General features: G+C 64.2%; 21 protein-coding genes and 1 pseudogene. 14 read left to right on the forward strand and 8 right to left on the reverse strand.

The window, feature by feature from the left end:
• Positions 1–84: 84 nt before the first annotated feature.
• Together XH80_RS03805 and XH80_RS03810 are read left to right on the forward strand one after the other, a co-directional pair.
• Positions 85–705 (forward strand): annotated as a pseudogene (locus XH80_RS03805) (3-hydroxybutyrate dehydrogenase); the annotation flags it as partial.
• Between the two features lie 69 nt (positions 706–774).
• The gene (locus XH80_RS03810) at positions 775–1911 is read left to right on the forward strand and encodes a patatin-like phospholipase family protein (RefSeq protein ID WP_271597395.1); all 1137 of its coding nucleotides are present in this window, start codon (positions 775–777) and stop codon (positions 1909–1911) included.
• A gap of 112 nt (positions 1912–2023) precedes the next feature.
• Here XH80_RS03810 and XH80_RS03815 read toward each other — a convergent pair whose 3' ends face one another.
• From XH80_RS03815 to XH80_RS03830, 4 genes are read right to left on the reverse strand one after another with little or no spacing between them, the layout of a single operon-like run.
• On the reverse strand, positions 2024–2536 hold the full coding sequence (locus XH80_RS03815) for a DoxX family protein (RefSeq protein ID WP_271597396.1): 513 nt from the start codon (positions 2534–2536) through the stop codon (positions 2024–2026).
• Positions 2533–3315 carry an HvfC/BufC N-terminal domain-containing protein gene (locus XH80_RS03820; RefSeq protein WP_271597397.1) on the reverse strand — a complete coding sequence of 261 codons (783 nt, stop codon included), beginning with the start codon at positions 3313–3315 and terminating at the stop codon, positions 2533–2535. Before XH80_RS03820 ends, XH80_RS03815 begins: the two co-directional genes overlap by 4 nt.
• The gene (gene bufB / locus XH80_RS03825) at positions 3305–4207 is read right to left on the reverse strand and encodes an MNIO family bufferin maturase (protein ID WP_271597398.1); all 903 of its coding nucleotides are present in this window, start codon (positions 4205–4207) and stop codon (positions 3305–3307) included. Before bufB ends, XH80_RS03820 begins: the two co-directional genes overlap by 11 nt.
• 39 nt (positions 4208–4246) lie before the next feature.
• Positions 4247–4552, reverse strand: coding sequence for a BufA1 family periplasmic bufferin-type metallophore (locus XH80_RS03830; RefSeq protein WP_271597399.1), 306 nt, complete (start codon positions 4550–4552; stop codon positions 4247–4249).
• A 297-nt stretch (positions 4553–4849) separates the two neighbouring features.
• On the opposite strand from XH80_RS03830, the gene XH80_RS03835 reads away from it, so the two are divergent.
• Positions 4850–6943 (forward strand): adenylate/guanylate cyclase domain-containing protein, encoded by a 2094-nt coding sequence (locus XH80_RS03835; RefSeq protein WP_271597400.1) that lies wholly within the window; start codon positions 4850–4852, stop codon positions 6941–6943.
• Positions 6944–6993: 50 nt separating this feature from the next.
• Here the strand turns inward: XH80_RS03835 and XH80_RS03840 are convergent, their stop codons facing one another.
• Positions 6994–7656 carry a glutathione S-transferase gene (locus tag XH80_RS03840; protein WP_271597401.1) on the reverse strand — a complete coding sequence of 221 codons (663 nt, stop codon included), beginning with the start codon at positions 7654–7656 and terminating at the stop codon, positions 6994–6996.
• Between the two features lie 116 nt (positions 7657–7772).
• Here XH80_RS03840 and XH80_RS03845 point away from each other — a divergent pair, with 116 nt between their 5' ends.
• The 3 genes from XH80_RS03845 to XH80_RS03855 all read left to right on the forward strand — a co-directional run bounded on the left by XH80_RS03845 (position 7773) and on the right by XH80_RS03855 (position 9366).
• Positions 7773–8336, forward strand: coding sequence for a TetR/AcrR family transcriptional regulator (locus XH80_RS03845; RefSeq protein WP_271597402.1), 564 nt, complete (start codon positions 7773–7775; stop codon positions 8334–8336).
• A 205-nt stretch (positions 8337–8541) separates the two neighbouring features.
• On the forward strand, positions 8542–8733 hold the full coding sequence (locus XH80_RS03850; RefSeq protein ID WP_057756667.1) for a hypothetical protein: 192 nt from the start codon (positions 8542–8544) through the stop codon (positions 8731–8733).
• A gap of 306 nt (positions 8734–9039) precedes the next feature.
• Positions 9040–9366 carry a DUF1476 domain-containing protein gene (locus XH80_RS03855; RefSeq protein ID WP_057756665.1) on the forward strand — a complete coding sequence of 109 codons (327 nt, stop codon included), beginning with the start codon at positions 9040–9042 and terminating at the stop codon, positions 9364–9366.
• A 14-nt stretch (positions 9367–9380) separates the two neighbouring features.
• Here the strand turns inward: XH80_RS03855 and XH80_RS03860 are convergent, their stop codons facing one another.
• Positions 9381–9959 (reverse strand): TIGR00645 family protein, encoded by a 579-nt coding sequence (locus XH80_RS03860; RefSeq protein WP_057755080.1) that lies wholly within the window; start codon positions 9957–9959, stop codon positions 9381–9383.
• 139 nt (positions 9960–10098) lie between these two features.
• Here XH80_RS03860 and XH80_RS03865 point away from each other — a divergent pair, with 139 nt between their 5' ends.
• Positions 10099–10389 (forward strand): hypothetical protein, encoded by a 291-nt coding sequence (locus XH80_RS03865; RefSeq protein WP_271597403.1) that lies wholly within the window; start codon positions 10099–10101, stop codon positions 10387–10389.
• A gap of 27 nt (positions 10390–10416) precedes the next feature.
• Here the strand turns inward: XH80_RS03865 and XH80_RS03870 are convergent, their stop codons facing one another.
• Positions 10417–10545 carry a hypothetical protein gene (locus tag XH80_RS03870; protein WP_271597404.1) on the reverse strand — a complete coding sequence of 43 codons (129 nt, stop codon included), beginning with the start codon at positions 10543–10545 and terminating at the stop codon, positions 10417–10419.
• A gap of 829 nt (positions 10546–11374) precedes the next feature.
• Here XH80_RS03870 and XH80_RS03875 point away from each other — a divergent pair.
• A complete protein-coding gene (locus XH80_RS03875; RefSeq protein ID WP_271597405.1) occupies positions 11375–12277 on the forward strand; it encodes a septal ring lytic transglycosylase RlpA family protein in 903 nt (300 codons plus the stop codon).
• Here the strand turns inward: XH80_RS03875 and XH80_RS03880 are convergent.
• Positions 12274–13248 carry an alpha/beta fold hydrolase gene (locus tag XH80_RS03880; RefSeq protein ID WP_271597406.1) on the reverse strand — a complete coding sequence of 325 codons (975 nt, stop codon included), beginning with the start codon at positions 13246–13248 and terminating at the stop codon, positions 12274–12276. The two genes, XH80_RS03875 and XH80_RS03880, sit on opposite strands and share 4 nt — an antisense overlap.
• Positions 13249–13401: 153 nt before the next feature.
• Between XH80_RS03880 and XH80_RS03885 the strand changes: the two genes are divergently transcribed.
• From XH80_RS03885 to XH80_RS03910, 6 genes are all read left to right on the forward strand, one after another.
• A complete protein-coding gene (locus tag XH80_RS03885) occupies positions 13402–14664 on the forward strand; it encodes a D-alanyl-D-alanine carboxypeptidase family protein (protein WP_271597407.1) in 1263 nt (420 codons plus the stop codon).
• Positions 14665–14666: 2 nt separating this feature from the next.
• On the forward strand, positions 14667–15353 hold the full coding sequence (gene tmk, locus XH80_RS03890; protein ID WP_271597408.1) for a dTMP kinase: 687 nt from the start codon (positions 14667–14669) through the stop codon (positions 15351–15353).
• Positions 15350–16396, forward strand: a complete 1047-nt coding sequence (locus XH80_RS03895) for a DNA polymerase III subunit delta' (protein WP_271597409.1) — start codon at positions 15350–15352, stop codon at positions 16394–16396. The genes tmk and XH80_RS03895 overlap by 4 nt, the downstream gene beginning before the upstream one ends.
• A gap of 108 nt (positions 16397–16504) precedes the next feature.
• A complete protein-coding gene (gene metG / locus XH80_RS03900) occupies positions 16505–18457 on the forward strand; it encodes a methionine--tRNA ligase (RefSeq protein ID WP_271597410.1) in 1953 nt (650 codons plus the stop codon).
• Positions 18458–18470: 13 nt separating this feature from the next.
• The gene (locus XH80_RS03905) at positions 18471–19247 is read left to right on the forward strand and encodes a TatD family hydrolase (RefSeq protein ID WP_271597411.1); all 777 of its coding nucleotides are present in this window, start codon (positions 18471–18473) and stop codon (positions 19245–19247) included.
• 13 nt (positions 19248–19260) lie between these two features.
• The gene (locus tag XH80_RS03910) at positions 19261–20058 is read left to right on the forward strand and encodes an MBL fold metallo-hydrolase (RefSeq protein WP_271597412.1); all 798 of its coding nucleotides are present in this window, start codon (positions 19261–19263) and stop codon (positions 20056–20058) included.
• The last annotated feature ends 160 nt before the right edge of the window (positions 20059–20218 follow it).

Below are 20218 nucleotides of genomic sequence, written 5' to 3' on the forward strand. Positions count from 1 at the left end.
AAATTGAAGCCGGATAGATTGGCGCAAACCGCTTCATCCCTTTGTCGATTCCTCTTGCAACGCGGGCGTGGTCCATAGATCGGCGTCAAGGCGAGCTTTTCGCCGGCCGACATGACCCGGCCGAATTCGATCGCCGAAATGATCGCGGCGACCGTTGCACAGTCCGGTCGGCTCGACATCCTTGTCAACAATGCCGGCATCCAGCACGTTGCGCCATTGGAGGCGTTTCCTGTCGAAAAGTGGGACCAGATCCTCGCAATCAATTTGTCGTCTGCCTTCCACACCACGCGGCTGGCACTGCCGGCGATGCGCCGGAACGGGTTCGGTCGCATCATCAACGTCTCCTCGACGCATGGCCTGATCGCGTCCCCCTTCAAGGCGGCTTATGTTGCCGCCAAGCATGGCATCGTCGGGCTGACCAAGGTGACGGCGCTGGAGACCGCCGAGGAAGCCATCACCTGCAATGCGATCTGCCCCGGTTATGTCTATACCCCGCTGGTCGAGGCGCAGATCGATGGGCAGGCCAAGGCGCATGGTATCTCCCGCGACCAGGTGATCCGCGACGTCCTGCTCGCGCAGCAGCCGAACAAGCGCTTCACCACGGTGGAAGAGCTCGGCGCTCTCACGGTGTTTCTCTCGACCGAAGCTGCAGGCTCGATCACCGGCATTGCGCTGCCGGTCGATGGCGGCTGGACCGCGCATTGACATGAACAGGTGTAACAACCGCGACGGCTGACGAATATCCGACGATTGGAAGCCCCTCAGGAGCGAGACATGAACGGCATGCAAGGCAATTCAAAGGACCTGCCGGGCCAGGTCGTGCTGGTGCTGCAGGGCGGCGGCGCCCTCGGCTCCTACCAGGCCGGCGTCTACCAGGCCCTGCACGAGGCCGGCATCGAGCCGGACTGGATCATCGGCACCTCGATCGGTGCGATCAATGCCAGCCTGATCGCCGGCAATGAGCCGCAGCATCGGCTTGAGCGGCTGAAGGTATTTTGGAAGCGGATGGAGCAGAGCCCGGCCTGGAGCTTCCGCACCGCATTCCCCGGCTTCAACGAAAAGCTCACCTATTGGTCGACCATCACCAGCGGCATTCCGGGCTTCTTCCGGCCCAATCCGCTGGCGCATGCCGGCGATTCCTATCCGCTGGGTGCTGACCACGCAGGCTTCTATTCGACCGCTCCGCTGGAGAAGACGCTGAACGAGCTCGTCGACTTCAGCCTGGTCAATCGCTGCACGCCGCGGCTCACAGTGGGCGCGGCCCATGTACGCTCAAGTCAGATGCGCTATTTCGACAGCCGCGATGGCGAGCTGACGGTGAAGCACGTGATGGCGTCAGGTGCGCTGCCGCCAGCGTTTCCGGCCGTGCGTATCGATGGCGAGCTCTACTGGGACGGCGGCATCCTCTCCAACACGCCGACGGAAGCGGTGTTCGACGACAACCCGCGCAAGAACTCGCTGATCTTCGCCGTGCACCTCTGGAATCCCGTGGGCGCCGAGCCTACCACGATGGCCGAGGTGCTGAACCGCCACAAGGACGTCCAGTACTCCAGCCGTATCGCCAGCCAGATCACGCGCCAGCAACAGGCGCATCGTTTGCGCCACGTCATCAACCAGTTGGCCGCAAGGCTCCCCGAGCACGAACGCGGCAATCCCGTTGTCCGCGAACTGACGAGCTATGGCTGTCCGACACGGATGCACGTGGTGCGTCTGCTCGCCCCGCAACTCGATCACGAGACGCACACCAAGGATATCGACTTCAGCCCGTCCGGCATCATGAGGCGCTGGGAGGCTGGCTACGCGCACACCCAGGCGGCGCTGGCAAGCCGGCCTTGGGTAGGCGAGTTCGACCCCCTGGCGGGCGTGATCCTGCATGACCAGCAGGAGATGATGCCGATGGCAGCCGAATGAGCAAGGCCATCGGATAGTTGGCGCTTACCCAAACGAGAGGACGTCCGTGGTGATGTGACCACGGACGTCCTCTCGTTTGGTATGGATGTGTAGGTTGAAGGGCGTCTCTGCGCTATCCGTTGTGACGAATCACGAACCGGCAAAGCAAATGATCGAGCGAGATCCGTCCCGGTCCATAGGCCATGATCGCCAGCGCCATTGCCGCCCAGGTGATGTGGACCGGCCAGCCGTCGGGCACGGTGAGCTCGACAATGATGGTCATGAACAGGAGCCCGAGTGCGGCAAAGCGGGTGCCGAGGCCGAGCACCAGCAGGACCGGAAACATGATCTCGCCGCAGCCGGACAGGAAGGCCATCGTCGCTGGGCTCGGGTAATGATAGGGGCCGCCGGGCAGATGCAGCATGAACTCGTCGGTGAACAACGTTACCGCAACGTCGCTCAATTTGAAGAAGCCGGTCCATTTGAGGATGCCCGAACGCCAGAACGGGACCGCCAATGCCAGGCGCAGTGCGAGCTGCACCATGGATGGAGTCGCGATCGCCTGGACGAGACCATTGGCCCTGTCGACGAGCACGCCGATAGAGGGCAGGGCAGTTGCAGGCGCGATACGTTGTTCCGAGATCATCTTGCGTCTCCAGACGTCAGCGAGGCGAAGGCGCCCGCCTCGAACAGGCCGGCGATGTTGGTGGCGAGATCGAAATCGGGTGCGTCTTCCAGCCCCGCCGCGGCGGCTTCTGCCAGCATGCATCCCGACATCAGGCAAGTCAGGAAGACCGCACCGCCGGGCGGGAGCAGTTGCACCACGACGTCGACGTCCGGCCGCGAGATCAGGGCATCTTCTGGTAAGGATGCGTCGATGCTGTCAGCAGACTCCGTGCCGCGGTTGGCGGCAAAGATGGTCACCGCCGCGTAAGGCGAGCGCACCACGCGCGTCGCTGGATGCAACGTGAAGACGAGGCTGGCAAGACGGTCCGGCGCGATGGTGGCCAATGCGGATGGCAAAAGCGGCGCGCTGTCAGCGGCGTGATAGGCGTCAAGCCACGCCCGCTCGATCCGGGCGACATCGGCGAGCCAGGGCAGCGATTGAGCGTGCTCATAGCGTTCGATGAAGGCGGGAAAATCGCAGCCGTAGTCGAACAGCAATGGGGAGTTCGGCGGGGTTTCTCGGACATGGAAACGCGCCATGGCGCGGAAAAACTCTGCCCCCGTCAGGCGCTGCACGGCCGGGTAGATCGAGGCGAGCGCGTCGATCAGGCTGACCGTGACGTTGTTGCGATAGACGTTGTAGCACGTGACCGCCGGCTTGCCGCACGGCCCGGTCACGATGCCCGGGACCTCGCTGACAGGATCGAGCAAGGCAGGCGCGAACGCGGCCGCGTAGGAGGCATGCGGTTCAGGCTGCATGACGAAGCCTCCTGACATGACGATCCAGGATCGTCTGTGCCGCCGCGGCCTCGGCCTTCAGGACCGGCCAATCGGGAATGTTGCTGTCCCATTCGATCAGCGTCGGAACGGGCCCGCAGCGCCCGATCACGATCTCGAACAGTTTCCAGACCGCGTCCGCGACCGGACCGTCATGGCTGTCGATCAGCAACAGCTCGCCTTCGTCGCGCTGCTCGGCGTGGCCGGCAAGGTGAATTTCGCCGACGCGCGCCAAGGGGAAGTCGGCGAGATATTGCAGTGCCGAGAAGCAGTGGTTGGCCGCGGAGACGAAGACGTTGTTGACGTCGAGCAGCAGGCCGCAGCCGGTACGCTCGGCGACGGTGCGGATGAAGTCGGTTTCGCACATCGTGGAGTTGCGGAACGCTACATATGTCGAGGGATTTTCCAGCAGGATCGGCCGCCGGATCGCCTCCTGCACCTCATCGATATGGTCGCAGACGTGAGTGAGCGTCGCCTTGTTGTAGGGCAACGGCAGCAGATCGTTGAAGAAGCTGGTCTCGTGTGTCGACCATGCCAGATGCTCGGAGACGAGGGCGGGCTGATAGCGCGCGACGAGGCCGCGAAAGCGTGCCAGATGGGCGCGGTCGAGCGGCGCGGGTCCGCCGATCGACATGCAGACGCCGTGCAGCGAGAGCGGATGATCGCGCCGCAGCCGCTCCAGCATCCGGTGCGGCGGTCCACCCGCGCCCATGTAATTCTCGGCGTGGACTTCGAAGAACCCACGTTGCGGGCCCTCGTCGAGAATTGCGGTGAGATGCTCGGGCTTGAAGCTCGTTCCGGCGACGCCGCCGACGGGAGGTGAAAAGCGGAGGGGGACGGCCGCAGACGTCCGGGGGCTGATCGTTGCGTCCATGTCGCTCCTCCGCGCTGTTTGCATTGATGCCGCCTTGCCTCAGACCGGCTTGAGCGAGCCCTTTTTGCCGCCAGGCAGATCGATGCTGGCGCAGGTGCCGCCCTGCACGAATTTCCAGGCGTTGCCCTGGAAATCGACGGTCGAAGTACCCTGGCAGGTCGTGCCCGGTCCGGCGGCGCAATCGTTCTGGCCCTTCAGCGCTACGCCGAAGCACTTTTCCTTCTTGGCTGCGATGGCAGCATCGGCCTCGGCCTTGGTCAGGGGAGCGGCGGAGGCGAGCGTTGCGAGTGCGGTGGAGACGGCGCCGGCGAGTACGAGCGAGCTGATGGTGGTCTTGGCAGACATGAGATCTCTCCTCTGGAGTAGGGCAGTGGGCCCAGGGTCTCGTTCGTCCTCGCCGCAGCCGCCGTTACCGGAAAGGCTGCTCACGAGTTGGTGAGACGGTTGGGTGACGCGCACGACGTCGTGCGCTTGGGCGGCGAATTAGCGGCAGGTGGGGGAATAGTTCCAATGCCTAGTCTCTATGGAGACCTTAGCCGGCGCGCATTGGCCGGGACTGCTGGCATCTGCGAGACGTAACGAACGGCTGCGGGCCTGCGAAGAAGGTTAGCAGTTCGCCTCGTCAACCCGCCGGATCAAGTCATGGACGCCAGCCACGGACGCGTGACATCAGGCCAGGCGCTGCGGCGGTTGACGGTCAGCATCCGTCTCGCCGTGTCGGCGCTGGTTTTGACCGCGATCCTTTTGAGCGCGGCCTTGTCCAGCCTCCTGTGGTGGCGCACGGCGGAGGCGACCAGCCGGCAACTTGCCTCGACCATCAATGAGCAAATCGTCGCCGCCGTTCGCAAGGAAGTCGGCGCGATCGTCGACGAAGCGCGCGCGGCGCACACCGCGATCCGCACACTTTTTCTGCAAAACGTCCTCGATACCCGTGAGGCCGACAAGCGCGAATTCGTGTTTCTGTCTCAACTGCAATCGCAGGCGACGATCTCCTGGGTCGCGTTTGGCTGGCCCGACGGCGCGTTCTTTGCCGCCCACAAGCTCGGCGACGGCCGCATGGAGATGATGGAGATCTCGCTCACCGATCATGCCGGCCAGCGCCGCATCGACGAATACGATGTCGTGCCCGGCGATATCGAATTTGCCAACCGCCGTTTCGAGCCGACCGATTTCCGCGTGGCCGATCGCACCTGGTTCAAGACCGGACTGAAGGCCGAAGAGCCCGCATGGTTCAAGGTCACGGACCATCCGATCGGGCAACGTCCATCGATCGCTTTTGCCGGCCCGATCGACGTCTATCAGGAACGCCAGGGCGTCCTTGCCATCATGATCGAATACACCCGCCTGGCGCGCTTTCTCGCCCAGCTCGAGGTCGGGCGCACCGGAACAGCCTTCATCTTCGATGGCAACGGCGAACTGGTCGCCGCGCCCGACAAGGACGCCGATGAACTGCATCCCGCGCACGGTGGACAGAAGTTGCTGCCGCTGGCGCAGAAGGCGCTGGCCCAGGCCGGCGACGGCAAGGAAAGCTGGCGTAGCCGGCTCACCTCAGACGGTGCCGCCTATGAATTCGCACTCACGCCGCTGCCGTTTCCCGGCTGGCGGCTCGCAACCATCATTCCGGAGGCCGAGTTTCTCGGTCCGGTCGAGACGACGTTACGGCGCCTGATCCTCGGCCTCGCTGTCGGCGCAGTGCTTGCGGCTCTCGCCTCCGCCTTGCTCGCGCGCAGAGTGATCGCGGCGCCGCTCTCCCGCGTCGTCGGCGAGATCCGCCATGTCGAGACCTTTGCCTTGGAACTGGTGCGCCGTCATCCCTCGCGGCTGAAGGAGATTGCGAGCCTGTCGGGTGCGATCGCGGAGATGGCAGCGGGCCTTTCGGCGTTCCGAAAGTTCATCCCGGCCGATCTCGTCCGGGCGCTGCTGCGCCAGGGCGTCGAGGCAAAACCCGGCGGCGCGATCCAGGAATTGACCGTGATGTTCGTGGATGTGGCCGGCTTTACCGGGCTCTCAGAACGCATGGGCGACCGCGTCGTGCCCTTGCTGTCGCGCTATCTCGACCTTGCCTCGGAAGTCGTCGTCGCCAATGGCGGGACGATCGACAAGTTCATCGGGGACGCCGTGATGGCGTTCTGGGGCGCGCCGCAGCCGCAAGCCGATCATGCGGAGCGCTGCTGCCGCGCCGCGCTCGGCATCCGCCGCGCCATCGCGGAATCCGGCCTCACCGACGATCTCGGCCATCCCCTGCAGATCCGCATCGGCATCAATTCCGGCCGCATGCTGATCGGCAATATCGGCTCGGAGCTGCGGCTGAACTACACCGTGATTGGCGACGCCGTGAACGTGGCAAGCCGCCTGGAAAGCGCCAACAAGAGCTATGGCACGCAAATTCTGATCGGCGAGGCAACCGAGCGCCTTGCGCGTGGTGCCATTGTCACACGCGAGATCGACAGCATCGCAGTCTACGGCCGCGAGGAGGGGATCGCTGTCCATGAACTGATCGGCCTCGCAGGGACGGCTGACGCAAAGCGCCAGGCCGCAACGTGGATCGCGTGCTACGAGCACGGCCTTGCCAAATATCGCAGCGGCGATCTCGAAGGCGCGATCGTTGATTTCGAGACGGTGCTGCTGGATCAGCCGCAAGATATTCCGGCGAAGGCAATGCTCGCGCGTTGCAGGGAGCTCCTGGAGAATAAGCCGACAGTTTGGCGGCCGGTCACCACCTTGAACTCAAAATAGCGTCCTTGGCGGCGTCGCGTCCTCGCGCAGGCTGAGCCAGCGGGCCAAGTCTAAGCCGCGGCGTCCCGCGGCGGCGGCGCCAGCGCCAGCTGATCCCGGACGCTCGGCCGCGCTTGCATCCTCGAGTACCACGCCGACAGCGCCTCGCATTCGCCGGGCACCGGCAGCTGAACGAGCTTCGCGAAGATCAACCCACCGATCACGGTGATGTCGGCCATCGAGAAGGCCTCGCCGGCAACGAAGGGCTGCTGCCGCAACACCGAATCGAAATAGTGCATCCCCTTGATCGCCCTGTCGCGCTGGCGCAGGCCCCATTCCCTGTTCTGGTAGATCTCGACCTGAGGTCCGAGCCCGGGCGTGGCGTGATGGAAGTAGACGCTGATGGCGTCGAGCAGCTCCAGCTCCGCGCGCTTGCTCATCATGTGGATCACGCCCTTTTCGCGCGGCGTCGTGCCGGTGAGGGTGGGCGCGCCGTCGAGCGCGTCCAGATATTCGGTGATGGCTGTGCACTCGGCGATCAGCGTGCCGTCGTCGAGCTCGAGCACGGGCAGGGTGCCCGAGTAGTTCTTGCTTGCGATGAAGTCGGGCCGCTTATGCTCACCCTTGCGCAGATTGACGAGCACGAATTCGACGCGGGACTGCAGCTTTTTCTCGGCCAGCGCGATGCGGACGCGGGCGGGATAGGGGCCGGTCGGAAAGTCGTAGATCTTCATCGGTGCCTCCTCGTTACCTACCTGTCACTTGGTAGGTAGACGTTAAGCTTTGTGCTTTACCTGGTCAATGCCTATCTGTCACTTGGTAGGCTGACGGATAGGTGATGAAGGGACCCATGAGTGCGAATGCCAAAGAGGCGATCCTGGCGGCGGCCAAGCGCACCGCGCAGGCCCATGGCTATGGCGGCCTGAACTTTCGCGACCTTGCCGCGGAGGTCGGCATCAAGGCCGCCAGCATCTATCACCACTTTCCGAGCAAGGCCGAACTCGGTGCTGCAGTGGCGCGGCGCTACTGGGAGGACACCGCGGCGGAGCTCGAGGCGATGCTGGCCGAAAGCGGTGATCCCAGGCAAAGCCTCAGCCGATATCCGCAGGTGTTTCGCACCGCGCTGACGCGGGACAACCGCATCTGCATGTGCAGCTTCATGGCCGCCGAATATGACGACCTGCCGGATGCGGTGAAGACCGAGGTGCAGGCTTTCGCCGACGTCAACGTGGCGTGGCTGGCCAAGGTCCTGTCCGCCGCGAAGATCGTCAGCCCGAAGCAGAGCCAGGCGCGCGCCCGCGCCATCTTCGCGGCCGTTGCCGGCGCGCAGCTGATGGCGCGCAGCCGCGCGGACATCGCCCTGTTCGACAGCGTGATCGAGAGCTATCGCGCCGCGGGCCTGTTGCCGGCATAGATCCCTTGCGTTCGACCGAGCAGGCGGCTGCGCTGACTTCGGCCCGGAAGGGGCCCTGGTGGATCCGACCAAACGCCCCGCCGCAGAGCCGCGCGCGCTACTGTGCATGGGGTTGTTTTCGACATTTTGGCAAACGAGCTCCCTCGGAACGGAACCGGGTCGGCGTCCGATGGGAACTTATTCCCCAGCGCCGCGTTGCCTCGCCATGACTGAAGACCTTTCCTTCCGACGCAAACCCCTGACACCGGAACAGCGCCAGGCGCGGGACGCGGCTCGCCGGATCGAGGCCGAGAAGGCCATGCGCGACCATGAGGAGGCGCAGAAGGCGTTTCATGCCAATCGCGAGCGGCTGAAGGCCGAGCGGCTGGCGCGCGAGGCGGCTGCAGCAAAGGCCTGACAGTCCGCGGCTGCTGTGCGCCGCCGGTTCAGCGCCGGCTCGAAGGACGCAAGGCGCAGGCGCTCAAGCCGTCGAAATTCCCGAAGCTCTCTGTTCACGCGTCGGCTCTCGATCTCCCCGAGGCCATGCGGCAAATCGTCTAGCCAGCCGGGCCGGTCGGGCCTGACGCTGCCTGCCGGTGCAAGCGACGCTTGACGGCGAACGCCTTCGGCCGGAAGATTCAATTGATCCTCAGAAGACCAGAACCACGGAGACTTTCGCTCCCGATCCAGATCCCACCCAGTGACAGCGCAAATGGAGCTGACCATGACCACGTTCGACAAGCGCGAGCAGGGCTTTGAGGCCAAATTCGCCCATGACGAGGAGCTCATGTTCAAGGCTGCGGCCCGGTCGAACAAGCTGCTCGGGCTGTGGGCCGCAGGCGAGCTCGGACTCAGCGGCGATGCCGCCGCCGCTTACGCGACGAAGCTGGTGACCGACGGTCTGGCGAATCAGACCATGGACGAGACCATCAACAAGGTCTCGAGCGACCTCGCCGAGAAGGGTATTTCACGCGAGCAGATTGCGCAGAAGATGCAGGAGTGCCTGCACCAGGCGCTGGGGCAGCTCGAAGTCGCCTCGCGCCAGGCTTGACGTCGACCAGCACCTCACTCCTGGTGCTTGCGCGTGGTCGTATCGCTGAACCTGTCCACGAAGGCGATGCCGATCGCCGACGCGACGAAAGTGATGTGGATCAGCACCTGCCACATCACGCCGTTCTCGGTGAGGCTGGCGCGGTTTGATCCGAGATTGCCGGCCTCGATGAAGGTGCGCAGCAACGCGATCGAGGAGATGCCGATAATCGCCATCGCGAGCTTGATCTTGAGCACGCTGGCGTTGACGTGGCCGAGCCACTCCGGCTCGTCGGGATGGCCCTGGAGGTCGAGCCGGGAGACGAAGGTCTCGTAGCCGCCGACGATCACCATCACCAAGAGGTTTGAGATCATCACGACGTCGATCAGCGCCAGCACGCTCATCATGATCTCCTGCTCGGTGAGATCAAGCGCGTGCGAGGAAAGGTGCCAGAGCTCCTTCAGGAACAGTACGATGTAGACGCATTGCGCCACGATCAGCCCGAGATAGAGCGGCAGCTGCAGCCAGCGCGACCCGAAGATGATCATAGGCAACAGGCCGAGGCGCGGCGAGGGCGGGCGGGGGCCGGTGGTGGTTTCGGGCTCTACCGACATGCAATGTCCGATGATGGAGGTGACGCTGCCCCCATGTACCTCGCCCCGATGGCTGGAGAAAGACGGCCCGCCGGGTCGGCTCCTGGTGCTCGCGTCGTCTCATGCTATCGTAGAGGTGGAAAACGGGGAGAGGTGGGCAGTGCTGTGCAGCCGCTTTGGCAAGGGCGTAGGTCACGTCGCGCTTTCGAGTGCGATCATCTTCGGCGTGGGCGCTACGGGCGTCTCGGCGACACCGCTGACGCCGTTTCGCTATGAGGACCAGGCCCAGCGCCATTGCCCCGGCGACAAGGTGGTGTGGCTGGATTTCAAGAAGGGCGTCTACTACCGCAAGGGACAGAGGAGGTATGGCCAGGGGTTCGACGGCAGCTTCGTCTGCGCGAATGAAGCCCGCGACAGCCTCTATCGCAGCTCTCCGTTGGGCTTGCGCTGAGCGGGGCGAGCGCGTGGCGGAGCGCAGCTATTTCTGCTTCGGCAGCGTCACCGGGACGTGCGCAGAGGTGCTGATGACCCGGGGGCTTCCGTCGGGATAGGTCCGACCGCCGCGGATCAGCGATTCCAGAACCAGGATGAATTTCTCGGCGAGCATGTTCGTCACCTTAGCTGGTGGTGGCCTCTTGAAATTAGGTCGAGGCGCCGAACACGAAAATTCAATCAACTAAATGGGAGCGGGTCACAGCGCCTGCTGCGCTGCCATGGCCCAGCAATCTGAAAATGCGACAGGGTGGTTGGAGGATTAGCCGAAGGCCAGCGCCACGAGGCTCGAGCAGAGCAGGACCAGACCGCCTGCGGTCAATGCCAGAAAGCCATCGGATACGAGGTCATGTTTGCCCATGGGACACCTGCTGCTCTCGTCCTCGATGCTCGATCGAATTGATTAAAATTGTCCGAACGCGCCGCTGTGAAGAAGTGATGCAATGTCGCGCGCGCGAGTGCCTTCAGGCCCTCGTGCGGTAGCCTTCAAACGCATGGGCCAGGAAGATCCCTGCGCTTACCAGACCCATCAGTGCCGAAACCGTCTCGATCATCGTTAAATTCCAATCCCGCCCCTGCACGCGAGAAAACGCGGGCGACCTTGCACAGTCAAAAGAATTCCGGTGAAGCCAGCGATATCGGGGGTGGAGTGAGCTTTTGGCGCAACAGCTTGTGCGGGACTGGCACAGACGAGCCGGTACCACGGTCCTCGCGCCCCGTAGATGAACGGAGAATTGCGAACGTCCTGTTTACCATCTCGGTGCGTAGGTTGTGCGCTCCCCATTTCCGCCGTGTTCGGGTTGCGTTATCGTTACCGTCTCCGGACGGTGGTGGGCCGCTCGGAGTTTGACGTCCGCAGGGCGCCCCCGCAGGAAAGCGGGTTGGGTTCGTCTCCGGCGAAATGGTATTTGGGGCGAATGGGGATCCGACGGTCAGATTCGGTGATGCGGGCCGCGCGATGCGTTGCGGCGGTCGCCACCTGCCTAGCGCTTGCCAATTGCGCCTCGTCCAACAAGTTCGCCAGCCGGGTCGATCCTAAATACGGCGTGTCGTCGAGCCCGCGAGTCGTAGCCTGGGGCGAGCCCGTGCCCAAAGGCGGCGGCACCTATCGCGTCGGCAAGCCCTACGTCGTCGCCGGCCGGACCTACGTGCCGGAGGAGGACGTCAACTACCGGGCCGAGGGTACGGCGTCCTGGTACGGCGATGATTTCCACGGCCGTCTGACCGCCAACGGCGAAGTCTTCGACATGGGCTCGCTGACGGCAGCCCATCCGACCCTGCCGATGCCGTCCTATGCGCGGGTGACCAATCTCTCCAACGGCAAGTCGCTGGTCGTCCGCGTCAATGACCGCGGTCCCTATCACGGCAACCGTCTCATCGACGTCTCGAACAAAGCCGCCGAACTGCTTGAATTCAAAGGCACTGGCGTCGCCAGGGTCCGCGTCGAATATGTCGGCCGGGCGCCGCTGGAAGGCTCGGATGACCGCCAGCTGATGGCGACCTTGCGCACCGGCGTGCCGGCGCCGTCGCCCTCGATGGTCCGGGTCGCCTCGGCGCGGCCATTCGTGCCCGAGCTGCCTTCGTCGAACCGCGGTGCTATCAGGGGCGAAGTCCCGATGCCGGAAGGGCGGCCCTATAGCCTTGGCAATAGCGCTGCGGACGTCGCCTCGATCAACGCAACCTCGGAGATGTCGGCCTCGAGCCGCAGCCGGGGCCGGGCGCTCCAGAATGTCCGCCAGGTGTCCTATGATCAGGACGGCCGCTATGCCTCCGACAGCGGTCCTTCCGCCTCAGATGACGGCGCAGCCGAGGCCCGCAGCATCCTGACCGGCCGCGGCCTGTACTAATCGCGCGCCGCCGAGGGTGACGACGCTTCGCGCAGGAATCTGACCAGCGCGGCGTTGACCTCGTCGGGCCGCTCCTGCTGCACCCAATGGCCCGCGCCGTCGATGATGATCTTTCGCGTGAGATTGGGTAGCACGCGCTCCAGCTCGTTGACGCGCTTGGCACCGATCAGTCCGGTGATGACGGCATCCTGCGCGCCGGCGATGAAGAGCGAGGGTTGGCGGATCTGCGCGTCCTGCCAGGGCGCGGTCAGCTCCCAATTGCGGTCGATGTTGCGATACCAGTTCAGCCCGCCGCGGAAGCCGGACTTGCGGAAATTTTCGGTGAAATGAGCAAGATCGTCCTCGCTCAGCCACGCCGGTAGCGGCTCGTCGGCGGTCGCATGGCCGAGAAAGCCCTTGCCCTCCTGCACGAACATCGCGGCATTGGGGTCGGCAAGACCGCGGCCGCCGAGCACGATCCGCATGGTGCGGGCGACGTTCTGCTCGAACTCGGCCTCGGCGACACCGGGCGCCTGGAAATACTGCCAGTAGAAGTTGGTGATGCCGCCCTGCCGCAAGAGCTCGAGCGGCCTGCCGCGTCCGCGGAACGGCGGCGGCACGCTCAGGCCTGCGACGGCCGTGAAGATATCCGGACGGAACAGGGCCGCATGCCAGGCGACCGGCGCGCCCCAGTCGTGGCCGACCACCATCGCCCTGGTCTTGCCGAGCGCCTGGACCAGTCCGACGACATCGCCCACCAGGTCAAAGATCGAATAGGCTGATACGTTCGGCGGCGCCGCGCTCTGGCCGAAGCCGCGCATGTCGGGAGCCACGACGTGAAAGCCGGCGGCTGCCAGTGCCGGGATCTGGTGTCGCCATGAATATGACAGTTCCGGCCAGCCATGGCACAGCACCACCAGCGGTCCCTGGCCGGCGGCTTCGCGGATGAAGAGGTCGATCCCATTGGCCTTGATCACACGAGTCGTGGACATCGCTTTTCCGCCTTGTTTCAGGGGTTTGGTCGGGAAACATGAGGTGGCACGATAGGGATGCGACGAGAATCGTGCAATCTCGGAGCAAGCACCCGATCCTCGTGTTGTTCGCACCGGTTCCGTTTGTTAGAACGCCGCTCTCAGGGCTTCGCCATGGCATTTCATCTGATCCCGCTCCGCCATCCCCGGTTCACAGCCGGAGCGCTGGCACGCCGGCTGGTCGCGGCGGCGCTTGCCGTGAGCCTCGGCTGGGGCGGGGTGCTCTATGCCGCCAACCAGAGCGTCCAGGGCGCCAAGAAAACCGAAGATGCCGGCTTTGACGGCGATGCCCCCACGGCGATCCTGATCGAGGCCTCCAGCGGTAGCGTGCTGTTCGAGAAGAACGCCGACGAGCTGCGCGCGCCCTCCAGCATGATGAAGCTCGTGACCGCGGAGGTCGTGTTCAACGCGATCAAGAAGGGCGAAATCAAGCTGACCGACGAATACCGGATCAGCGAGAATGCCTGGCGCAGGGGCGGGGCGCCCTCGGGCGGCTCAACCATGTTCGCAGCCATCAACAGCAAGGTCTCGGTCGACGACCTCCTGCACGGCGCGATCATCCAGAGTGGCAACGATGCCTGCATCGCGCTCGCCGAAGGCATCGCGGGCAACGAGAAGATCTTTGCCTCCGACTTCATGACCAAGCGCGCCCGCGAGCTCGGCATGACCAAGTCGACCTTCGCCAATTCCAACGGCCTGCCCGACCCCGGCAACAAGATGACGGTGCGCGAACTCGGCATGCTCGCGCGTCACATCATCCTGGACTTCCCGGAATTCTACAAACTGTTCGGCGAGAAGGAGTTCACCTGGAACAAAATCCGCCAACCGAACCGCAATCCCTTGCTCAATTCGATGGAAGGCGCCGACGGCCTGAAAACCGGTTACACCAAGGAAGGCGGCTATGGCATGGTCGGCTCGGCGGTGCAGAACGGCACGCGGTTGATCGTCGTGGTCAACGGGCTCGAAGACCCCGAGGATCGCGCCACCGAAGCCAAGAAGATGCTGGAATGGGGCTTCCGCAACTTCGAGACCCGCACCCTGATCGCGGCCGACGAACCGGTCGGCTACGCAAAGGTCTTCGGGGGCGAGAGTCGCTCGGTGAAGCTGGTTGCGAAAGTGCCGGTGAAGGTGATGGTGCACAAGAACGGCGGCGACAAGCTGATCGCGCGCGTCGTCTATAGCGGTCCCGTGCGCGCGCCGGTTCGGGAAGGCCAGCAGGTCGGCGTGGTCAAGGTCTGGCGCAGCGGCAATATCGCGGTGGAAACGCCGGTCTACGCTGCGGAATCGATCGGCACCGGCTCGACCATGCGGCGCGCGATCGACGGCGCCAGCGAGCTCGTGATCGGCATGTTCCGTGCAGGCGCCGAGAAGCTCTGACCATGAGTGAGAGCACGGGACAGCGGCCGTCCGGGCGCGGACGCTTCATCACCTTTGAAGGCGGTGAGGGGACGGGCAAGTCGACCCAGATCAAGAAGCTGGCCGAGCGTCTCAGTGCGGCCAGACTGCGGATCCTAGTCACGCGCGAGCCCGGCGGCTCGCCCGGCGCCGAGATCATGCGCCATCTGGTGCTGTCGGGGATGGGCAAGCTGCTCGGGCCCGAAGCCGAGACGCTGCTATTCGCGGCCGCGCGCGACGACCATGTCCACACCGTGATCGAGCCTGCGCTCAAACAAGGCGTCTGGGTGCTGTGCGACCGCTTCGCCGACTCGACACGAGCCTATCAGGGTAGCCTCGGCAGCGTACCCGCCGGACTGATCAACGCCATGCAGCGGGTCACAATCGGCGATCTCAAGCCTGATCTCACCTTCATCCTCGATCTGCCGGTCGAGGTTGGCCTGGCGCGGGCGGCGGCGCGGCGCGGCAGCAGCACGCCTGACAGGTTCGAAGGCGAGAAGCTCGCCTTCCACCAGGGCCTGCGCGAGGCCTATCGCAAGATCGCCGTCGACGATCCCGCGCGCTGCATGCTGATCGATGCCAATTCCGACCCTGATACGGTCGCCGGTCGCGTCTGGGACGCGCTGCGCGAACGCCTCCTGCCGACGCCGGCTTCGGTGATCTCGGCATGAGCCCGCGTCAGGCCGAGCGCGAGAGCGCTATCCCGCATCCCCGCGAGACCAGCCTTCTGTCCGGCCATCGCGAGGCCGAGGCGGCGCTGCTGACCGCCTATCGCAGCGGGCGTATCCCGCATGCCTGGCTGATTGGCGGGCCGCAAGGGATCGGCAAGGCAACGCTGGCCTATCGTATGGCGCGCTTCGTGCTCGCCCATGGCCAACCGTTGGCGACGGCCGTGCAGACCGCCGAAGATCTCTTCATTGATCCTGATGATGCCGTGGCGCGACAGGTCGCAGCCGGCTCGCATGGCGGCCTGCTGACGCTGGAGCGCACCGCCAATGACCGTGGTGTGATGCGCACCGTCATCACGGTCGACGAGACTCGCGAGACGATCGCATTCTTCGGCTCGACGGCTGCAGCAGAAGGTTGGCGCGTCTGCGTCGTCGACACCGTCGACGAGCTCAATCCCAATGCGGCAAACGCGCTGCTCAAGATCCTTGAGGAGCCGCCGCAGCGATCGCTGTTCCTTTTGGTGAGCCACGCTCCGGCGCGCGTGCTCGCCACCATCCAGTCGCGTTGCCGCAAGCTGCGTTTGCGATCACTGACGACCGACGAGGTCATTGCCGCAGCAGCTGCGGCCGCCGACATCCCGCCGACTGATTTGGCACTCCGCGAGGCAGCCGAGGCCTCCAAGGGCAGTGTCTCGCGCGCGCTGACGCTGCTCGGCGGCGATGCGCTGAAGCTCCAGCAGCGCACCGCCGCGCTCTTGGCACGGTTGCCGGAGGTCGATCCGCGTGAATTGCACACGCTTGGTGAATCCCTCGGCACCAGCGACCGCGTGGCCCTTGCCGCCTTCGTCGACGGCATCGATCGCTGGATCGCGGAGCGCCTGCATGCAGACGAAGCCAATGCCAACCAGAACCTGCCGCGCCTTGCGCGCTTGAGCGAGGTATGGGAAAAGATCGTCCGCGCCGCGCGCGACACCGAAACCTACAATCTGGAGCGAAAGCCCTTGGTTTTCTCGGTGTTCGGCTGGCTGGCGGACGCAACGCGCTAGAGCATGATCCGGAAAAGTGTGTAGCGGTTTTCCGAGAGGAGCATGCTCAGAATAACAACCTAACGCAGTTCGTTTCCAAAATTCGAAAAGCCGGTAAAGGAATTTGTCGTGGCAACACGCGCTAAGAAAGCCGCCAAGGGCAAGAGCAGCAAGAAGGCTGCAAAGAAGGCCGCCAAAAAGGCCGTGAAGGCGCTGGCGCGTAAGGCTGCCAAGAAGGTCAAGAAGACCAAGAAGGCCGTCGCCAAGAAGGGCGTGAAGAAGAGCGCTGCAAGGACGGCAAAGAAGGCCAGCAAGAAGGCTGCCAAGGGACCGGTCATCGCCAAGAAAGCGGTGAAGAAGCCAGCAAAGGCCCCTGCGAAGAACGCGGTCAAGAAGGCGAAGGTGGCTCAGCCCGCCGTGATCGCGGCGCCGGCACCCGTCGCTACGCCGCCGAAGACGGTGAAGCCCAAAGTGTCAAAACCCAAGGCGCCGAAGCCGGTGACCGCAGCGAAAGCGGATGTGGTCGCTGCTGCGCCCGCCCGCGACAATGTCTTCTACATCTCGACCGCCATCGCCTATCCCAACGGCAGCCCGCATATCGGTCACGCCTATGAGGCGATCTCGGCCGACGTGCTGGCGCGCTTCGCCCGGCTCGACGGCAAGGACGTGTTCTTCCTGACCGGCACGGACGAGCATGGCCAGAAGATGGTTCAGACCGCGCAGAACGAGGGCCTGTCCCCGTCCGCACTCGCGACCCGCAATGCCAACCGCTTCAAGGAGATGGACCAGCGTCTGAACGTCTCGTTCGACCGCTTCATTCGCACCACCGAAGAGCAGCATCATCGCTCGAGCCAGGAGATCTGGCGTCGCATGGAAGCGAATGGCGACATCTACGCCGACATCTATTCGGGCTGGTACTCGGTGCGTGATGAGGCCTATTACGCCGAGGACGAGACACGCCTGAACGACGATGGCGTACGCCTCGGACCGCAAGGCACGCCGGTCGAATGGGTCGAGGAGAAGAGCTATTTCTTCCGCCTGTCGGCCTATCAGGACAAGCTGCTGAAGCTTTACGCGGACCATCCCGAATTCATCGGCCCGGATGCGCGCCGCAACGAGGTGGTGAGTTTCGTCAAGGGTGGCCTGCGCGATCTCTCGATCTCGCGCACCACCTTCGACTGGGGCGTGAAGGTGCCCGGCAACGAAGAGCATGTGATGTATGTCTGGGTCGACGCGCTGACCAACTACATCACTGGCGTAGGCTTCCCTGACGAAAGCGATAAGAACTGGCGCTACTGGCCGGCCGACGTGCATATCATCGGCAAGGACATCATCCGCTTCCACGCCGTGTACTGGCCGGCTTTCCTGATGTCGGCCGGCCTTGCGCTGCCGAAGCGGGTCTATGCCCATGGCTTCCTGTTCAACAGGGGCGAGAAGATGTCGAAGTCGGTCGGCAACGTCGTCGACCCGTTCAATCTCGCCGACCAGTACGGCGTCGACCAGATGCGCTATTTCTTCCTGCGCGAGGTCTCCTATGGCCAGGATGGCAACTACAACCACGAGGCCATCGTCGCGCGCATCAATGCCGACCTCGCCAACGATCTCGGCAACCTCGCGCAGCGCTCGCTGTCGATGATCGCCAAACAGCTCGGCGGCGTGCTGCCGGAGCCCGGCGCGTTCAGCGACAACGATAAGGCGATCCTGGCGATGGCCGATGGCATGATTGCCGCATCGCGCGAAGCCATGGCGACACAGCAGATCCATCACTGGCTCAACGCCGTGTGGGCTGTGGTCGCGGAGGCCAACCGCTATTTCGCGGGTGAGGCACCATGGGCACTCGCCAAGACCGATCCTGTCCGGCAGAAGACGGTGCTCTACGTCACCGCGGAAGTCGTGCGTCAGATCGCGATCCTGGCCCAGCCGGCGATGCCGACCGCATCAGGGTTGCTGCTCGACAGCCTCGGTATCCCGGCGGCTGAGCGCAATTTCGCGATGCTCGGCGGCGAGAAGCGGATCGCGCCCGGCACCACGCTGCCAGCGCCGACGCCGGCGTTCCCGCGCTACATCGAGCCGGCGGCCTGAGGCGCATGTAACGATGCTGGTCGACAGTCACTGCCATCTGGATTTCCCGGACTTTGCGGAGGATCTCGACGGGATCGTGTCGCGTGCCCGCGCGGCTGGGATCGACCGCATGGTCACGATCTCGACACGGGTGCGAAAGCTCGATCAGCTTCTCGCCATCGCCGAGCGTTATGACGACGTCTATTGCTCGGTCGGCACCCATCCGCACAACGCGGATGAGGAAGACGGCATCTCGCCGGACGAGCTGATCGCGCTGACACGGCATCCCAAGGTGGTCGCGCTCGGCGAAGCCGGGCTCGACTATTTCTACGACGACGGCTCGCCCGAGGCGCAGGCGAGGGGCTTTCGTGCCCATATCGCCGCCGCGCGCGCCACGGGCCTGCCGCTGGTGATCCACACCCGCGAGGCGGACGAGGACTGCGCCCGCATCCTGGAAGAGGAGGCGGCCAAGGGATCGTTTCGCGCCGTGCTGCATTGTTACACCGGCGGGCGTGAGCTGGCACTGAAGGCGGTGTCCCTCGGGCTCTATATCGGCTTCACGGGCATCTTGACCTTCAAGAAGTCGGATACGCTGCGCGCGCTTGCGGCCGAACTGCCTGCTGACCGTATTCTGGTTGAAACAGACTCGCCCTACCTTGCGCCGGGCAAGTTCCGGGGCAAGCGCAACGAGCCGGCCTATGTGGTCGAGGTCGCCAAGGTTCTGGCCGAAACGCGTGGCGTGTCGTTGGACGAGATTTCTAGCCAGACCACCGACAATTTCTTCCGCCTGTTCTCCAAGGTGAAAGCTTGAGGTTCTGAGCCGCATGACGCTGACGCTGACGATCCTGGGCTGCGGCTCCTCCGCCGGTGTTCCGCGTCCCGCCCTCGGCTGGGGCGCATGCGATCCGACCAATCCGAAGAATCGCCGCCGCCGCTGCTCACTGCTGGTCGAGCGGAAGTCCGAGCATGGCACGACGCGGATCGTGATCGACACCTCGCCGGACCTGCGCGAGCAACTGCTCTCGACCAACGTCGACCACATCGACGCGGTGTTCCTGACCCACGAGCACGCCGACCAGACCCATGGCATGGACGATTTGCGCTCGGTCGTCATGCACATGCGCCGCCGCATCCCGACCTATTTCAACCAGTCGACCGCCAAGGACATCATGGCGCGGTTCTCCTATTGCTTCATTTCGCCGGAGGGCAGCGACTACCCGCCGATCCTGACACGGCATTCGATCGAGGCGGGCGAGAGCCAGACTATTCTTGGGAAGGGCGGCGCCGTGACGATGACGGCCTTCCTGGTCCAGCACGGCAACATTCCCGCGCTCGGCTATCGTATCGGCGATGCCGCTTACACGCCGGACCTCAATGACATCCCACGCGAGAGTTGGCGCGCGCTGGAAAATCTCGACCTCTGGATCGTCGACGGCCTGCGCTACACCAGCCACGTCAGCCATTTCAGCATCAACGACGCTTTGTCGTGGATCGAGCGCTTCAAGCCGAAGCGCGCCGTGATCACCAACATGACGGCGGACGTCGATTATGAGGTGATCCGGCAGACTCTGCCCGCAGGCGTGGTGCCGGCCTATGACGGCCTGCAGCTGGAGACACATTGACCTACCAGGCGTAGCAGCGCACCGCAGCTTTGCGGGTATGGCCGCGCACCAGGCAGTCTGCGAACCCGACGCCAATCAGGTCGAGATGGCCTTCGCCGAGTCGACCAGATTGCGCAGCAGGAATTTCTGGATCTTGCCGGTCGACGTCTTCGGGATCGGT

The organism is Bradyrhizobium sp. CCBAU 45384 (assembly GCF_028128665.1).
Taxonomy (GTDB): domain Bacteria; phylum Pseudomonadota; class Alphaproteobacteria; order Rhizobiales; family Xanthobacteraceae; genus Bradyrhizobium; species Bradyrhizobium manausense.

Bases quoted from the DNA above. Each gene is read 5' to 3' on its own strand.
- XH80_RS03810 (WP_271597395.1), top strand. From the start codon at position 775: ATGAACGGCATGCAAGGCAATTCAAAGGACCTGCCGGGCCAGGTCGTG.
- XH80_RS03815 (WP_271597396.1), bottom strand. From the start codon at position 2,536: ATGATCTCGGAACAACGTATCGCGCCTGCAACTGCCCTGCCCTCTATC.
- XH80_RS03820 (WP_271597397.1), bottom strand. From the start codon at position 3,315: ATGCAGCCTGAACCGCATGCCTCCTACGCGGCCGCGTTCGCGCCTGCC.
- bufB (WP_271597398.1), bottom strand. From the start codon at position 4,207: ATGGACGCAACGATCAGCCCCCGGACGTCTGCGGCCGTCCCCCTCCGC.
- XH80_RS03830 (WP_271597399.1), bottom strand. From the start codon at position 4,552: ATGTCTGCCAAGACCACCATCAGCTCGCTCGTACTCGCCGGCGCCGTC.
- XH80_RS03835 (WP_271597400.1), top strand. From the start codon at position 4,850: ATGGACGCCAGCCACGGACGCGTGACATCAGGCCAGGCGCTGCGGCGG.
- XH80_RS03840 (WP_271597401.1), bottom strand. From the start codon at position 7,656: ATGAAGATCTACGACTTTCCGACCGGCCCCTATCCCGCCCGCGTCCGC.
- XH80_RS03845 (WP_271597402.1), top strand. From the start codon at position 7,773: ATGAGTGCGAATGCCAAAGAGGCGATCCTGGCGGCGGCCAAGCGCACC.
- XH80_RS03850 (WP_057756667.1), top strand. From the start codon at position 8,542: ATGACTGAAGACCTTTCCTTCCGACGCAAACCCCTGACACCGGAACAG.
- XH80_RS03855 (WP_057756665.1), top strand. From the start codon at position 9,040: ATGACCACGTTCGACAAGCGCGAGCAGGGCTTTGAGGCCAAATTCGCC.
- XH80_RS03860 (WP_057755080.1), bottom strand. From the start codon at position 9,959: ATGTCGGTAGAGCCCGAAACCACCACCGGCCCCCGCCCGCCCTCGCCG.
- XH80_RS03870 (WP_271597404.1), bottom strand. From the start codon at position 10,545: ATGCTCGCCGAGAAATTCATCCTGGTTCTGGAATCGCTGATCCGCGGC.
- XH80_RS03875 (WP_271597405.1), top strand. From the start codon at position 11,375: ATGCGGGCCGCGCGATGCGTTGCGGCGGTCGCCACCTGCCTAGCGCTT.
- XH80_RS03880 (WP_271597406.1), bottom strand. From the start codon at position 13,248: ATGTCCACGACTCGTGTGATCAAGGCCAATGGGATCGACCTCTTCATC.
- XH80_RS03885 (WP_271597407.1), top strand. From the start codon at position 13,402: ATGGCATTTCATCTGATCCCGCTCCGCCATCCCCGGTTCACAGCCGGA.
- tmk (WP_271597408.1), top strand. From the start codon at position 14,667: ATGAGTGAGAGCACGGGACAGCGGCCGTCCGGGCGCGGACGCTTCATC.
- XH80_RS03895 (WP_271597409.1), top strand. From the start codon at position 15,350: ATGAGCCCGCGTCAGGCCGAGCGCGAGAGCGCTATCCCGCATCCCCGC.
- XH80_RS03905 (WP_271597411.1), top strand. From the start codon at position 18,471: ATGCTGGTCGACAGTCACTGCCATCTGGATTTCCCGGACTTTGCGGAG.
- XH80_RS03910 (WP_271597412.1), top strand. From the start codon at position 19,261: ATGACGCTGACGCTGACGATCCTGGGCTGCGGCTCCTCCGCCGGTGTT.